Genomic DNA, 15,464 nt, shown 5'->3' with positions numbered 1-15,464 from the left:
GCCCCTCAATTGAGGGGCTCGGAATGGGTGATCAACGGAAAGAAAAACGGCAGGCCAGCGTCCTTTTTCAGACGCGGTAAGACAAAATGTCGTACACACTGAACCATACATCCTCCCGGCAAATTGTCCGCGATTATACTCAGCTCCGTTATGGGATCAAGCGAAAAATGCACTATTTATTCATCGCAAACGGTTCTTATGAATTTTAATTCATTTTGAATAGATAATTAATCTGTTTATGGACCAGGCCCGTTCGCTGTACCACCCGCGGCGCGACCCAGACAATACTGCTACCGGCAATGACGCCGAGAATTTCTGGTAACGCGTGATAATCGAGGATTCTGGCTACGGCGCGACCATAGCCAGCCGCCGTGTGGATGAGGATAAACTCGCTATTGTGTTCCACGCTGACCACCATTTCAGCAATCGATCGGGCAGCATCAGGCGCGGGTCGTGATTGCGGATTTACAGAATAAATTTTTTGCCCTTTTGTATTTCTTATTTTTATAGCACCGAGCAGTTTCAGCAGACGAGATACCGTTGACTGGCTAATCCCGGTGAAACCATGGTGTTGTAGATCGCGGCGAAGCGCTTCCTGAGACAGGTAGCTTTTTTCGCTAATCAGGCGCTGACAAATCGCCAACTGTTTCTGCTCTTTGGTCGAGTAATCATCGAATTCCTTCATAAAAAACCCTAAATTTATCATTTGTATCAATGCGATGGCGAAATTCACCACATTTGCAGTATCAATAACGGCTCAAACGGGCGGTTGTGCAGAAAAACGAGAGCGCGCTCAAAAAAGCCGTCGGGATCCGACGGCCAACAGGACTACAGCATCGCGCCGATACTCAGAACAACCATGTTCAGCACCGTCAGAATTAGCAGCAGTGGTGCGACCCATTTCAGGTAGCGCACATAAGGAACACGAGCGATGGCCAACCCTCCCATCACAACCGCTGAGGTGGGGGTAATCAGATTCACAATGCCGGAAGCGGATTGATACGCGGTGACGACCAGATCCCTTTGCACATGGGCGAAGTCAGCCAGCGGGGCCATAATGGGCATCGTGAGCACCGCCAGGCCAGACGAGGAAGGGACCAGGAAGGAGAGCAAGACTTCCAGCCAGTAAGTCACATTGATGAAAATGGTGGTGGACAGACCGGAGACTAAATTTTCGGCGCTGTGCAAAATGGTGTGGGTGATCATGCCGTTGTCCATCACCACGACGATACCGCGCGCAATGCCGATAATCAGCGCCACGCCGAGCAGATCCCGAGCCCCGTCAATGAAGGTACTGGTGAATGCTTCTTCACTCATGCGGGCAATCACGCCGACGATAATCGCAGATGCCAGAAAAACCCCAGATATTTCCGCCATCCACCAGCCGAGCACCGCGACGCCATAAATCATCACTGCAAAGGCGGCGGCGAATATCAGCAGGATCCACTTACGCGTAGCCGTGAATTCAAGATTGGTATTGGCGCGACTACCGAGAAAATGGGCACGGTTTTCCTCCATTTTATCGGCCACGATGGAAAGCTCAGGATGGCTGCGAACTTTCCGTGCATAGCGCATGACCCATACCACACAGATAACATAGCCGACGACCAGCAGCAGAATGCGCATCAGCATTCCCTGGGTGAAGGGGATCCCGGCGGCGTTAGCGGCGATAACCGTTGCGAAAGGGTTGATTGTTGAACCGAGGGTGCCGATGCCTGCGCCAAGCAAAACGGTTGCAGCAGCAACCAGTGGATCAAAGCGCGCAGCCATCATGACCGGAACCAATAAGGTGTAGAAAGGGAGTGATTCTTCCGCCATGCCGTAAATCGTGCCTCCGGCGGCGAAAAGTCCCATCAGGATGGGGATCATCCACTCTTCTTTGCCGTTCAGCCTGACCGTCACGCGTTCGATGCCGGCGTCGATGGCGCCCGTTTTGTTTACCACGCCGAGAAACCCGCCAATAATCAGGACAAACAACGCCACATCAATCGCGCCTGCGGTGTAGGTTTCGTGGTTATAAAGCCCGTCAATCGGAGCCAGCAGTACAGCCGTTAAACCTTGTGGATGCGCCTCTGTTGGGGCATAGGTACCGGCAACCGGCACTTCTTTGCCCAGGGTGGCATTTATCGCCATCTGGTATTTCCCGGCAGGGACAATCCAGGTCATAACGGCGACGAGCGCAATAAGAATAAACAGGATGGTATACGCGCTGGGAAATTTGAATTTGCCCATGATGTTCTCCGGATAGCTTGGGCATATGCCGCCAGGCGACACATGCCCGCTGGGGTTAGTCGCCGAGTGTCGCTACCATGACCGCTTTAATGGTATGCATCCGGTTTTCTGCTTCGTCGAAGACGATGGAATGCGCTGACTCAAATACCTCCTCCGTGACTTCAAGCCCTTTCAGGCCGTAAGCCGCTTCGATTTCACGGCCCACTTTGGTGTGCTCGTTATGGAAGGCGGGCAGGCAGTGCATGAATTTCACATTGGGATTGCCGGTCGCATCGATGACCTGCTGGTTAATTTGATAAGGCGTCATCAGGCTGACGCGTTCTGCCCACGCCTCTTTGGGTTCTCCCATCGAAACCCAGACATCGGTGTAGAGAAAGTCCACGTCGTAAACGCCTTCCTCAACATCCTCTGTGAGCGTAATGCGCGCGCCCGTCACGCTGGCGATTTCACGGCATTCGGCAACCAGCGCCTCGTCCGGCCAGAAGGATTTCGGTGCGACCAGACGAATATCCATCCCCATTTTCGCCGCGCCGACCATCAGCGAATTGCCCATGTTATTGCGGGCGTCACCGAGGTAAGCGAAGCTCAGTTCGGGTAAGGTTTTACCCGGGGCGTGTTCCAGCATGGTCATCAGATCCGCGAGGATCTGCGTAGGGTGGAATTCATTCGTCAGCCCGTTCCAGACCGGCACACCAGCGAACTGCCCCAGTTCTTCCACGATCTCCTGGCCGTAGCCGCGGTATTCAATACCGTCATACATGCGACCTAACACGCGGGCGGTATCTTTCATCGACTCTTTATGACCAATCTGCGAGCCGCTTGGGCCAAGGTAGGTCACCTGTGCGCCCTGATCGAAAGCGCCGACTTCAAAGGCGCAGCGGGTGCGAGTTGACGTTTTTTCGAAGATTAGCGCGATATTTTTACCGACCAGCGTTTGCCTTTCGCGCCCGGCTTTTTTCGCCGTTTTTAACTCGATAGCCAGATCGATCAGGTACTGGATTTCCGTTGGGGTGTAGTCCAGCAATTTGAGAAAATTGCGATTTTTCAGGTTAACAGTCATGAAAATATCCTTATGTAGGCTGGATAAGGCTTCGCTTTACCCAGCAAAAAAAGCCTTAAGCGTTAACATCAGTGGCTTCGCGCCGAATTAGCGTGCCTTTGTCACCGGCGAGAATGGCCGAACCGTCAGCCAACGAGCCGATGCCAGCAATTCCGTGACAGTGAGAGACAAATTCCGCGCAGGCGGTGACTTTGGGGCCCATTGAACCGGCGTCGAATTGCATTTCGCCGAGCCGTTCCGGCGTAACCTGGGCCAGCGGGCGCTGGGTAGGTTTGCCCCAGTCGAGATACACCGCATCGGCATCGGTCAGGATCAGCAGCGCATCGGCGTGGATTTGTTTGGCGAGCAGGGCGGCGGAGAGATCTTTGTCGATCACCGCTTCAATACCGTGGTAGCCATCGGCTTTTTCCACCACCGGTACGCCGCCACCGCCGTTGCAGATAACCAGATGATCGCGGGCGATCAGTGTGCGAATGGCGTCACTTTCCACGATACGTTTGGGTTGTGGAGAGGGCACAACACGGCGGAACGCTTTACCATCGGCTTTGAAAACCCAGCCTTTTTCCGCCTGTAACGCGTGGGCCTGGGGTTCGTCATAAATAGGCCCGATATATTTGGTGGGATTGCTGAAGGCTGGATCGTGGGCATCGACTTCAACCTGAGTCAGCAGGACACTAATTTCACGCTGTGGGAGCTGGTTTTTCAGGGCCTGTTGCAGCATATAGCCAATCATTCCCTGACTTTCTGCGCCGAGAATATCGAGCGGATAGGGGGTGACGTTGGCATACGCACTGTTTTGTAACGCCAAAAGTCCAACCTGCGGGCCATTGCCGTGTACCAGAATTACGCGCCACTGCTGCGTGAGTTGAGCGAGAGTTCTTGCCGCCAGCTCAATATTCTTGCGTTGGATGTCGGCTTCCAGCGGTTCGCCACGTTTGAGTAGTGCATTGCCGCCCAGCGCCACAACCAGGGTAGGTTTGTTTTCCATAACGTCTCCTTAAATACCGTCGCGTTCCAGCGGACAACTCATGCAGCGCGCACCGCCGCGCCCACGTCCCAGTTCGTCGCCAGGAATGGGTAAAACAGTGATGCCAGCTTTGTCGTATTTTTCGTTGGTCCAGATGTTGCGTTCGTAGCCCACCACAACCCCGGGGCGCAGCGTCAGAACATTGTTCGCGTCATTCCACTGTTCGCGTTCAGCTTCGAAGGCGTCGCCACCGGTGGTGATCAGATTGATCTGGTCGAGGCCAAGTGCTTTTTCGAGGGCATGTACCAGCGTACTTTCCTGGGTGCGTTTCAGGCCGCCACGCCCGTCTGGTGTCAGGGTCCAGCACTGGACATCCGGGCGCACCACTTCCGGGTAGACGGAGAAGGTATCGATATCGATGTGGGTCATGACGGTATCGAGGTGCATACAGGAGCGATGTTTCGGCAGTTCGACTGCGATGACGCGTTCTGCCTGGCGATGCTTAAATAGCGACTGGGCAAGGAACTCAATGCCCTGCGGCGTGGTACGTTCCGACATACCGATGAGAACTGCGCCGCGACCAATGACCAGCACATCTCCACCTTCTAATGTGGCGTGGTCGTAATTAATATTTTCATCGCCGAAATATTTAATAAACTCACCATCGGCAAATTGTGGATGCCAACGGTAAATCGCCCGCAAGTTATTAGTTTCTCGTTGACGTGCAGTTTTTGCCATCGGATTAATGGATACGCCGTTATATATCCAGCATGAGGTGTCGCGGGTAAATAAGTGGTTTGGTAATGGCTTCATAATAAAGTCATTAATATCGTGAGTATCGACCACCATATTTTTGATTGAGGCAGGAATTTCTCCGTATGTCAGCCCACCGCTTAAATGTCGGGCGAGTTCCCGGTGCTGCATATCTGCAAGCCAGGCGCGAATATCCGTGGCGAAAGCGGGGCCAAGCCGATAATCAGAAATTTGTGTATCCAGTAGCCAGCTTTTGGCATCGGGGATATCCAGAGTTTGTGTCAATAAATCAGTGAGTAACAGAACCTCAATTCCCTGTTGACGTAACGTGTTGGCGAAAATGTCATGCTCTTCTCCTGCACGTTCTACCGAAAGAACATCATCAAAAAGCAATTCCTGGCAATTTGATGGCGTCAGCCTTTTTAGGCTGAGGTTAGGGCGATGTAGCATTACGCTACGTAATTGACCGATTTCAGATCCGACATAATGCTTTTCCATCATTATTCCTTTAATACGATTTTAAAAAATAAAGAGGAGATGCCTGCAAATAATGTTTATTGCAGTCATGATTTTTCAGCTGATTTCAGAATCTATATTTAGATCTTATCTGATATAGAAACGTGATTCATTTCACAGTCAGGTCGATGTTTGGCATTTGTTGTTTAATTTATGAGATGGCTCTGAGAATTTAAAAAATAAAAACATGAATAATTGAATTACTACGCAGGAATATGTCTTGTTATTTAACTGTGTTAATTTTATGTACATATCTAAATATTTAATAAATTAAATAGTGCGTTGATTTTTATATGTTTTTCTATATTTAATGAATTTTTATGCGAATCTATTATTTTATTATTTGTGCTGTAAGGTTTATTTCAAAATAAATATGACGATGAAGAAAGATAACGAAGGAGACGTAAACTGTGATCGATAGCTGGTTTTTCTAACAAAGCTTTCTATAACAGTGAGTTAGTGACTGAGTTGAAAAGTATGAGACGAAAGTTATGCAGAGTTTATGCATAACCTGTTGCTGGCTATTAGCAATTATTTAACATCATCAGCGATAAACATGCGTTGACGCAAAATATCGGTAAATAGCAGTGGTATGGCAGACCGTTTTTTCGTATAACAACCAAAATGAAACGATGTTTTAATTAAGGGGTTTGAAATGATTGTCGGCAATATTCACAACCTGGATGCCTGGCTGCCGGAAGAGCTGCGTCAGGCGATTGAGCACATTAAAGCGCACGTGACGGATGCGACGGAAAAGGGTAAGCACGACATCGACGGCGAACGTCTGTTCTATCTGATTGCTGAAGATATGACGGAGCCGTTTGCGCAGCGCCGCGCCGAATATCACGCTCGCTATCTGGATATTCAGATCCTGCTCAAAGGTCAGGAAGGCATGACTTTCAGCACGCAGCCTGCGGGCGCACCGGAAACTGACTGGCTGGCGGATAAAGATATCGCCTTCCTGCCGGAAGGCGAACAGGAGAAAACGGTGGTGCTGAATGAAGGTGACTTCGTCGTCTTTTATCCGGGTGAAGTGCATAAACCGCTGTGCGCAGTCGGCGCTCCGGCGCTGGTACGCAAAGCCGTGGTGAAAATGCGGGTAGCATAAACCAGTTTGCCGGGTGCGACTTACCCGGCCTACGGAAGTGCGATGGTAGGCCGGATAGGGTGCGTCAGCATCGCCATCCGGCAATTCAATCACGCAATGCTATGATTTGGAAAGCGTCGCGACCATCACCGCTTTGATGGTGTGCATTCGGTTTTCCGCCTGATCAAATACGATACTGGCGGGTGACTCAAACACCTCGTCGGTCACTTCCATGCCGCCGTGCAGACCATATTCCTGCGCCATTTGTTTGCCAAGCGTGGTTTGATCGTCATGGAACGCGGGCAGGCAGTGCAGGAATTTCACCTGCGGATTGCCGGTCAACGCCATCATCGCGCTATTAACCTGGTACTTACGCAACTGCGCAATACGTTCGGCCCATTTCTCTTTCGCTTCGCCCATCGATACCCAGACGTCGGTATAGATGAAGTCCGCGCCTTTCACGCCCGTGGCGACATCTTCGGTTAGCGTTATATTGCCGCCGTTTTTCTGTGCCAGCGCTTTGCACTCTGCAACGAGGCTTTCCTCCGGCCAGCAGGCCTGGGGCGCGACCAGACGCAGATCCAGTCCGGTTAACGCAGCGGCTTCCAGCATGGAATTGCCCATATTGTTGCGGGCATCGCCGGTGTAGACCAGCACCATCTCATTAAACGCTTTACCCGGCAGGTGTTCCTGCATCGTGAGTAAATCCGCCAGCAACTGGGTGGGGTGAAATTCGTTGGTTAATCCGTTCCAAACCGGAACTCCGGCATATTCCGCCAGCGTCTCGACAATTTCCTGACCGTGGCCCCGATACTGAATACCGTCGTACATACGACCGAGTACGCGGGCGGTGTCTTTGATCGACTCTTTATGACCAATCTGGCTGCCGCTCGGCCCGAGATACGTCACGCGCGCGCCCTGATCGTATGCGGCAACTTCGAAAGAGCAACGGGTGCGGGTTGAGTCTTTTTCGAAGATGAGCGCGATGTTTTTACCGGTGAGTTTAGCGACCTCTGTACCGTTTTTCTTATCCGTCTTGAGCTGCGCGGCGAGCTGGAGCAGTGACGTGAGTTCAGCAGAGGTGAAATCAAGCAGTTTCAAAAAATGTTTCTGATAAAACGCAGACATAGTTCCCTCACATGGCTTAGGCCATTTATTGAATTAAAATTCAATTTATATGGATGTTTATTCATTTGCAACCTTGTTTAACAAATCTTTCCTGGAAAGGTGGAGGCAATGACAGCGGTATGTGACAATAAGAGTATCGGCAGGACATTATGAGGAATGAGCCATGGCAAACCCGGAACTACTGGAAGAACAGCGTGAAGAAACGCGCTTGATTATTGAAGAGTTACTCGAAGATGGCAGCGATCCAGACGCGCTGTACACCATCGAGCATCACCTTTCCGCGGACGACTTTGAAACCCTGGAAAAAGCGGCAGTAGAAGCCTTCAAGCTGGGTTATGAAGTGACCGAGCCGGAAGAGCTGGAAGTGGAAGAGGGCGACACGGTTATTTGCTGTGACATCCTGAGCGAATGTGCTCTGAATGCCGAGTTGATCGACGCTCAGGTTGAGCAACTGATGAACCTGGCTGAAAAATTTGATGTGGAATACGACGGTTGGGGCACCTATTTTGAAGACCCGAACGGCGAAGAAGGTGAAGACGGCGACGATGAAGACCTCGTCGACGAAGATGATGACGGCGTGCGTCACTAAGTCATCTGCTGACCTACGGTAGCGTCTGCTGCCGTAGGCCAAGGATAACGTATGGATTACCTGCAAATACTTTCCCCGATCCACAACTTCCTGCACTGTAAAACGCCCCAGGCCTGGCTTGATAAAGCGCGAGCCCCGGCGAATCTCCCTCTGTTACTGACGGATCATCTCGTCTGCGAGCTGAAAGCGGCGCAAACGGCCATGCTGCTGGTGCGTAAGTATGTTGCAGATAAACAGGGATCGCAGGCGCTACTGGACTGGCTGAAACCCTATGAAGCGTATGCTTTCAGAGAAGGGGATGAACCGGATTTTATCGCGCTGAATAAACAGATTAGCAAAAGCGTAATGCCGCAAACTGACGATCCGTGGGGGCGTAAGCTGATCGACAGCATGGTTTTGCTGATCAAAGAAGAGCTGCACCACTTCTGGCAGGTGCGTGAGGCGATGATGAGCCGCAACATTCCCTACGTCAAAATTACCGCCAGCCGTTATGCCAAAGGCATGCTCAAAGAGGTGCGAACCCACGAGCCATTAACGCTAATCGACAAACTGATTTGCGGGGCTTACATTGAGGCGCGTTCTTGTGAACGGTTCGCCGCGCTGGCGCCGTATTTGGATGACGATTTACAGGCATTTTATCTTTCGCTGCTGCGATCCGAGGCGCGGCACTATCAGGACTATCTGGCGCTGGCACAGCAGGTTTCTGCCGACGATATCAGTAGTCGGGTGCGATTCTTTGGCGAAGTAGAAGCCGCATTGATTACTTCTCCCGACGATGAATTCCGCTTCCACAGCGGCGTGCCAGCCTGACTTCCTTCTCTGACGCGCGGCGCTAATCGTCGCGCGGTTTTACCTTTCCTGTTTCCATTAGCAAAATCTGGTGGCTGGAAATCGCTCGCTGCTGCCGTAATAATCAAAACACACGAAGGGGAAATATATCCCCGCAACAGAGACTGTTTTGCATAAGGATGGTTAATGAACTGGGCACACGTATTGTTGGCGGGTTATATCGGGGCGGTGATTGCTATCGTCGTTGGCATGTTTCGCAAAAAAGGCTGGCTGGGCAAGATCTCCGGCGCGGTGGTTTTTGTGGTAGCGATTGTCGCGTGGAATCTGTTTGATGTGCACTACCTGATCCCGCGCGAAAGCCCTGATTATGGGCTGACGGACGCGCAGAAATTTGAAAATGCGATGCTGGCAATGCCTGTTTATCAGGTACTTAAAGAGCAGGAACCCGCGTTATGGCAGAACATCCTCAACCAGGCAACGCAACTGAAAGAAGCTGGGAAAAGCGAACAACAGATTATCGACGCTATTCAGCCGCAAATCCTGCAGGTACAGATGGCGCGTTTGCAGCAGGCACCCGATGCCAATGTGATTGAGTATATGAAAATTAACCTCGAGCAGATTGCTGCGGTGGCAAAAGTGGGCGATGACGAGTGTTTTCGCTTTCTGTTCCCGGCGGTGAAAGGCGGGATTAACCCGGTGCGTATTATTCCGCGGGAGCTGATGAATAGTCGAATGGCCAGCGACATGAGTATGATGCACGCGGCTTATGGCCCGAATAAACATACGGTTACGGCGCAAGAGAAACAGCTGGCGCTTCAGGATCTGCAATCCATCAGCCCGGGATTGGTACAACGCTTTGGACCGGATATCCAGATTATGGCTGATCCGAGTAAAGGCGTGGGCAAAGAGAAAGTCGCCTGTGAAATGGTGCAGGATTTATGGTCACAGGTGCTGAAGCTGCCAACCGCTCGCGCGGCTGGCGTCATTCGGCTGATGCTCTCCGCCGAAATGCAGTAACACAACCATTGCCCCTCCGGCTGAAGTCAGAGGGGTTTTAACATCCGCACTTCGCAATCTACGTGCCCGGTACAGCCCAGCGCTTCGCTGATATGCTCAAACCCTAAATGTTCATACAGGCGGATTGCCTCGGTCAGAAACGCCGTGGTCTCCAGATAGCACTGTTTGAAACCCTGCTCACGGGCATGTTCGAGGGCCATCAGCGCCAGCTTTTTCGCCAGCCCCTGACCGCGTGCGCTCGACAGGAAGTACATCTTTTGCAGTTCGCAAATGTCCGGTTCGCTACATCCTAACGGCGCAACGCCGCCGCCGCCCACGACTTCACCGTTTTGCTCAACCACCCAGTAGGCCGCGCCCGGCTGGCTGTAAACCTGGAATAGTTCATCCAGATTAGGGTCGGCAACGGTATAGCCCTTATCGGCAGTAAGCCCGTATTCAGCGGAAACTTTGCGGATCACCGCAGCGATAGCGGCATTATCTGCTGCGGTGATTCGGCGCAGCGTAAGCGTGGTGGGTAGCACAACATTCATAATATGGCTCAATTCTAAAAATACACTTATATATTTATTTAATACCACTCTCTTCTGTCGGGTGCAAGACGTTCCTGAATCAGAAAAAATTAAAACACATTGGCTAATTAAAAATAGTATTGTAAACGAACCAGTAAATAAACACTGGTTTTTATTTTTTATCTTAATGGAATTTATATTAGGGATATTGTTCATGAATGATTTTGTTGGTGGTCGGGAAAATCAACGACACACATTTATTTTTATCGGTAAAGGATGGCAGTACTTTATTATTTGCATTGTCAATTTTTTGCTGTGTTGTATTACTCTGGGTATTTATACACCGTGGGCGATAGTGAAATGTCGGCGTTATATTTACGAGAATATGACTCTCAATGGCCAACCCTTTACCTATAAGGCGACAGGTGGCGCGATATTCGTAAGCTTCTTGTCGATTATGGTGGTTTATGGTGCCAGCATGAGTTCTATTGCTAACGGCAGCCCTCTCGTTGGTTTTACTTTGATTGGTTTACTGGTAGCTGTCCTTCCATTAATGACCATAAAAAGCCTGCAGTATCAGGCGATGATGACGTCGCTTAACGGTGTGCGTTTTGGTTTTGACTGCTCACAATTACATGCATGGCTTTTTTTACTGGTTGTGCCAGTGGTGCTTGCTCTGGTGAACTGGGGAGTGATTTATCTTCTGATACTTGCCACCGACTGGATTGAGGGCAGTACTGGAATGCTTATCAGAATAGCATTTATCGCGTTGGTGGGAATTGTGGGCATGGGTATCACCTACGGTATTACCTATGCAAAATGGATGCAGTTAGTGGGTAATGGCGGTAATTTTGGTATTCACCGCTTTACTATTAACGTCAATATGAAAGCAAGCATAGTGGGGTGTATTAAAGCCGTGCTGGTACTGCTGCCATTTGTTGTTGTGATTGTCTGGCTAATTGCCCCTATTTTTCTGCAAATGGTGATGTTGGCTGTGTTAGGTGTGGCCGACGACGAATTTATCCGGGAGAATCAGAGCAGAATAATGGCGAGCTATTTTCTCTATTTCGCTGGAATTATTGTGGTTGGAAGCTATTTATACACCACGCTACGTAATCTGTTCATGAATAACCTGGCGCTGGCCGAGGGCAAAATCCGCTTTCATTCTTCCGTCACTGCACATGGCCTGATCTGGCGTTTTGTACTGGTGTTGTTTATTTCAGGCATCACGTTTGGGCTAGCTTATCCGTGGATGAAAATGTGGCTGGTCAGTTGGCTGGCCAGTAACTCCCATGTACAAGGGGATTTGGATGCGCTGGAACTGACTGACCATACAGAGGCGTTGGAAACAGGTCCGGCGATGTGGGTATCACGTGGTATGATGACCTACTTCCCGTTCATCTGATACAACAAGGCCGGAGCATGCTCCGGCCTTTAATACGTGTATAACGTCAACGGCAATTACAGCGCGGCGATGACCGCCTGCTGCTCAATCAGCTTCGCTTTCGCTTCCGCATAACCGTCCAGCTTCTCACGCTCTTTGGCGATAACTGCTTCCGGTGCGCGAGCAACGAAACCTTCGTTGGAAAGTTTGCCTTCGATACGGGCAATCTCACCTTCGATTTTCGCCACTTCTTTCGCCAGACGCGCCAGCTCATCTTCTTTATTGATGAGGCCAGCCATCGGGATCAGCAGCTCGGCGCCGTCGATGATTTTGGTCACGGAGACTGGACCTTTGTCATCGGCTGGCAGTACGGTGATGCTTTCCAGACGCGCCAGGTTCAGCAGGAAGCTGCGGTTATCGTTCACACGGCGCATCGCATCAGCGCTGCAACCGCGCAGCAGCAGTTCGAGCGGTTTACCTGGGGCGATGTTCATTTCCGCACGGATGTTACGTACGGCAACGATCGCCTGCTTCAGCCATTCGGTATCAGCCAGTGCGGCTTCATCAACCTGTGCGGCGTTATATTCCGGGAACGGTTGCAGCATGATGGTGTCGGCGGTAATACCGGAAATCACCTTCACGCGCTGCCAGATGGTCTCGGTGATGAACGGGATGATCGGATGCGCCAGGCGCAGTAGACCTTCCAGAACGGTGACCAGCGTATTGCGGGTGCCGCGCAGTTCAGACTCGGAACCGCCGTTCATTACCGGCTTGGTCAGCTCCAGATACCAGTCGCAGAACTGGTTCCAGGTGAATTCGTACAGAATGCCCGCGGCGATGTCGAAGCGGAAGTTGTCCAGCGCTTCGCGGTACGCTTTGATGGTCTGGTTGAATTCAGCAAGGATCCAGCGATCCGCCAGCGACAGGGTCATTTCGCCGCCGTTGAAGCCGCAATCCTGGTCTTCGGTGTTCATCAGCACGAAGCGACTAGCGTTCCACAGCTTGTTACAGAAGTTACGGTAACCTTCCAGACGCTTCATATCCCAGTTGATGTCGCGACCGGTAGAGGCCAGCGCCGCCAGGGTGAAGCGTAGTGCGTCGGTGCCGTGCGGCTCGATGCCGTCCGGGAACTGCTTCTCGGTACGCTTGGCAATCTTCTCGGCCAACTGCGGCTGCATCATGTTGCCGGTACGTTTCTCCAGCAGTTCTGCCAGGGAGATACCGTCGACCATATCCAGCGGGTCAATGACGTTGCCCTTGGATTTGGACATCTTCTGGCCTTCGTCGTCGCGGATCAGACCGGTCATGTAGACGGTCTTAAACGGCACCTGCGGCTTGCCGTTTTCATCTTTGATGAAATGCATGGTCATCATGATCATGCGGGCAATCCAGAAGAAGATGATGTCGAAACCGGAAACCATCACGCTGGTTGGGTGGAACTGACGCAGCGCGTCGGTGTTTTCCGGCCAGCCCAGGGTAGAGAAGGTCCACAATGCGGAGGAGAACCAGGTATCGAGAACGTCTTCGTCCTGGCGAAGCTGAACGTCGGCACCGAGGTTGTTTTCCTGACGCACTTCGTCTTCGGTACGGCCAACGTAGACGTTGCCGTCGTTGTCATACCATGCCGGGATACGGTGACCCCACCACAGCTGACGGGAAATACACCAGTCCTGAATATCGCGCATCCAGGAGAAGTACATGTTTTCGTACTGCTTCGGTACGAACTGAATGTCGCCGTTCTCAACCGCTTCAACCGCCGGTTTCGCCAGCACGTCGGCACGGACGTACCACTGGTCGGTCAGCATCGGTTCAATAACCACGCCGCCACGGTCGCCGTAAGGTACGGTCAGGTCGTGCGGTTTAATTTCTTCCAGCAGGCCCAGCGCATCAACAGCGGCAACCACCGCTTTACGCGCGGCAAAGCGCTCCAGCTTCTGGAACTCGGCCGGGATTTCATTGGAATAAACGTCGGACTCTTCGCCTTTGGTGTCGTACACTTCCGCGGTTTCACGGATGTCGCCGTCAAAGGTCAGAATATTGATCATCGGCAGGCCGTGACGTTTCCCGACTTCGTAGTCGTTAAAGTCGTGCGCCGGGGTGATCTTCACGCAGCCGGTGCCTTTTTCCATATCAGCGTGTTCATCGCCGACGATGGGAATGCGGCGGTTAACCAGCGGCAGAACAACAAATTTGCCAATCAGATCTTTATAACGCGGATCTTCCGGGTTGACGGCCACGCCGGTATCGCCCAGTACGGTTTCCGGACGGGTGGTGGCGACGACCAGGTAATCTTTACCATCAGCGGTTTTCGCACCGTCGGCCAGCGGATAGCGGATGTGCCACATTGAGCCTTTCGACTCGCGGTTTTCCACTTCCAGGTCGGAAATCGCGGTGCGCAGTTTCGGGTCCCAGTTCACCAGGCGCTTGCCACGGTAAATCAGGTCTTCTTTGTACAGGCGAACGAAGACTTCTTTCACGGCATTGGAAAGACCTTCGTCCATAGTGAAGCGCTCGCGCTCCCAGTCAACGGAGTTGCCGAGACGGCGCATCTGGCGGGTGATGGTGCCGCCGGATTCCGCTTTCCACTGCCAGATTTTGTCGATAAACGCTTCGCGACCGTAGTCGTGGCGGGTTTTACCTTCTTCAGCGGCAATCTTACGCTCAACCACCATCTGGGTTGCGATACCCGCGTGATCGGTACCTGCCTGCCACAGGGTGTTTTTACCCTGCATGCGCTGGTAGCGGATCATGGTATCCATGATGGTTTGCTGGAAAGCATGACCCATATGCAAACTGCCGGTGACGTTCGGCGGCGGGATCATGATGCAGAAGGACTCTTTGCTTTCATCGCCGTTAGGTTTGAAATAGCCCTGCTTTTCCCAGTGCTCGTAAAGCGGCTGTTCGATATCTTGTGGGTTGTATGTCTTTTCCATTATTTCCAGGTTGCCGTATTCAGGTTAAAACCGGCCACGCGGTAAGCTTTGTAGCGATCGCGTGCCGATTGTTTCAAAGAATCTTCGTAAGGAACGAAGTCTATCACTTCTGTGAAAGCGGTGGCAAAATCTGCAAAGCCAACGCGCAAACTGATAAGCAGGTCGCGCGGGCTGCTGTTGCGTTTCTCCGGCCAGGCAATCTCTACCGGTGCGCCGCCTCTGGGGCCTTCACCTGCCAGATTATGCGGAACAAAGCTTTCTGCCGGTCTTGCCCACAGGGCTTCATCCAGTCGAAGAGCCTGCTTTTCGTTTTCGCAGGCGATCAGCACGCGCTTGCCAGCACGCCAACGTTCTGCGGCAATTTCACACACCAACTGCTCGACGGCGCTTAAGCCATCGTGTTGCGTGTCATTGTCCAGAAGATAGAAAGTTGCGTTTCTCATATATGGGGCTTCTTCTGGTGAATTTAAATGCGTTGCCATGATGCACAACCGTAGGCC

16 protein-coding genes are annotated in these 15,464 nt (G+C 51.8%); 6 read left to right on the top strand and 10 right to left on the bottom strand.

The features are described from left to right. Positions 1-5 precede the first annotated feature (5 nt). Positions 6-107, bottom strand: coding sequence for a pyr operon leader peptide (gene pyrL / locus HV345_RS20705; RefSeq protein ID WP_003025819.1), 102 nt, complete (start codon positions 105-107; stop codon positions 6-8). Between pyrL and HV345_RS20700 the strand changes: the two genes are divergently transcribed. After that, a complete protein-coding gene (locus HV345_RS20700) occupies positions 87-209 on the top strand; it encodes a hypothetical protein (protein WP_085951096.1) in 123 nt (40 codons plus the stop codon). The two genes, pyrL and HV345_RS20700, sit on opposite strands and share 21 nt — an antisense overlap. Here the strand turns inward: HV345_RS20700 and HV345_RS20695 are convergent. The 5 genes from HV345_RS20695 to arcA form a co-directional block, all read right to left on the bottom strand. Next, the gene (locus tag HV345_RS20695; RefSeq protein ID WP_003839609.1) at positions 206-685 is read right to left on the bottom strand and encodes an arginine repressor; all 480 of its coding nucleotides are present in this window, start codon (positions 683-685) and stop codon (positions 206-208) included. The genes HV345_RS20700 and HV345_RS20695 overlap by 4 nt on opposite strands. Before the next feature lie 143 nt (positions 686-828). Next, positions 829-2,232, bottom strand: a complete 1,404-nt coding sequence (locus tag HV345_RS20690; RefSeq protein ID WP_181636009.1) for a YfcC family protein — start codon at positions 2,230-2,232, stop codon at positions 829-831. A gap of 55 nt (positions 2,233-2,287) precedes the next feature. Beyond that, the gene (gene argF, locus HV345_RS20685) at positions 2,288-3,292 is read right to left on the bottom strand and encodes an ornithine carbamoyltransferase (RefSeq protein WP_016155572.1); all 1,005 of its coding nucleotides are present in this window, start codon (positions 3,290-3,292) and stop codon (positions 2,288-2,290) included. 55 nt (positions 3,293-3,347) lie between these two features. Continuing rightward, on the bottom strand, positions 3,348-4,280 hold the full coding sequence (gene arcC / locus HV345_RS20680; RefSeq protein WP_016151496.1) for a carbamate kinase: 933 nt from the start codon (positions 4,278-4,280) through the stop codon (positions 3,348-3,350). A 9-nt stretch (positions 4,281-4,289) separates the two neighbouring features. Further along, the gene (gene arcA / locus HV345_RS20675) at positions 4,290-5,510 is read right to left on the bottom strand and encodes an arginine deiminase (RefSeq protein ID WP_019078252.1); all 1,221 of its coding nucleotides are present in this window, start codon (positions 5,508-5,510) and stop codon (positions 4,290-4,292) included. Positions 5,511-6,183: 673 nt separating this feature from the next. Here arcA and HV345_RS20670 point away from each other — a divergent pair. Then, positions 6,184-6,636, top strand: coding sequence for a YhcH/YjgK/YiaL family protein (locus tag HV345_RS20670; RefSeq protein WP_016151499.1), 453 nt, complete (start codon positions 6,184-6,186; stop codon positions 6,634-6,636). Between the two features lie 99 nt (positions 6,637-6,735). Here the strand turns inward: HV345_RS20670 and argF (HV345_RS20665) are convergent, their stop codons facing one another. After that, positions 6,736-7,743 carry an ornithine carbamoyltransferase gene (gene argF / locus HV345_RS20665; protein WP_016155574.1) on the bottom strand — a complete coding sequence of 336 codons (1,008 nt, stop codon included), beginning with the start codon at positions 7,741-7,743 and terminating at the stop codon, positions 6,736-6,738. Between the two features lie 163 nt (positions 7,744-7,906). Here argF (HV345_RS20665) and rraB point away from each other — a divergent pair, with 163 nt between their 5' ends. The 3 genes from rraB (at position 7,907) to HV345_RS20650 (ending at position 10,138) form a co-directional block, all read left to right on the top strand. Then, positions 7,907-8,332, top strand: a complete 426-nt coding sequence (gene rraB / locus HV345_RS20660) for a ribonuclease E inhibitor RraB (protein ID WP_016151501.1) — start codon at positions 7,907-7,909, stop codon at positions 8,330-8,332. A 51-nt stretch (positions 8,333-8,383) separates the two neighbouring features. Next, entirely contained in the window at positions 8,384-9,142 is a 759-nt protein-coding gene (gene miaE / locus HV345_RS20655) for a tRNA isopentenyl-2-thiomethyl-A-37 hydroxylase MiaE (RefSeq protein WP_019078254.1), read from the top strand. Between the two features lie 165 nt (positions 9,143-9,307). Next, positions 9,308-10,138 (top strand): topoisomerase II, encoded by an 831-nt coding sequence (locus tag HV345_RS20650; RefSeq protein WP_181636008.1) that lies wholly within the window; start codon positions 9,308-9,310, stop codon positions 10,136-10,138. 26 nt (positions 10,139-10,164) lie between these two features. Here HV345_RS20650 and HV345_RS20645 read toward each other — a convergent pair whose 3' ends face one another. Further along, a complete protein-coding gene (locus HV345_RS20645; RefSeq protein WP_019078256.1) occupies positions 10,165-10,668 on the bottom strand; it encodes a GNAT family N-acetyltransferase in 504 nt (167 codons plus the stop codon). Between the two features lie 193 nt (positions 10,669-10,861). Here HV345_RS20645 and HV345_RS20640 point away from each other — a divergent pair, with 193 nt between their 5' ends. Then, positions 10,862-12,052, top strand: coding sequence for a YjgN family protein (locus HV345_RS20640; protein ID WP_181636007.1), 1,191 nt, complete (start codon positions 10,862-10,864; stop codon positions 12,050-12,052). 56 nt (positions 12,053-12,108) lie between these two features. Here HV345_RS20640 and HV345_RS20635 read toward each other — a convergent pair whose 3' ends face one another. Further along, positions 12,109-14,964 carry a valine--tRNA ligase gene (locus HV345_RS20635; protein WP_016151504.1) on the bottom strand — a complete coding sequence of 952 codons (2,856 nt, stop codon included), beginning with the start codon at positions 14,962-14,964 and terminating at the stop codon, positions 12,109-12,111. Continuing rightward, positions 14,964-15,407, bottom strand: a complete 444-nt coding sequence (holC, locus tag HV345_RS20630) for a DNA polymerase III subunit chi (RefSeq protein WP_016151505.1) — start codon at positions 15,405-15,407, stop codon at positions 14,964-14,966. Before holC ends, HV345_RS20635 begins: the two co-directional genes overlap by 1 nt. Between the last annotated feature and the right edge of the window lie 57 nt (positions 15,408-15,464).

The sequence above is a fragment of the Citrobacter sp. RHBSTW-00986 genome (genome assembly GCF_013783065.1).
GTDB lineage: Bacteria > Pseudomonadota > Gammaproteobacteria > Enterobacterales > Enterobacteriaceae > Citrobacter > Citrobacter braakii.
This window is presented reverse-complemented; position numbering and strand designations above follow the sequence as displayed.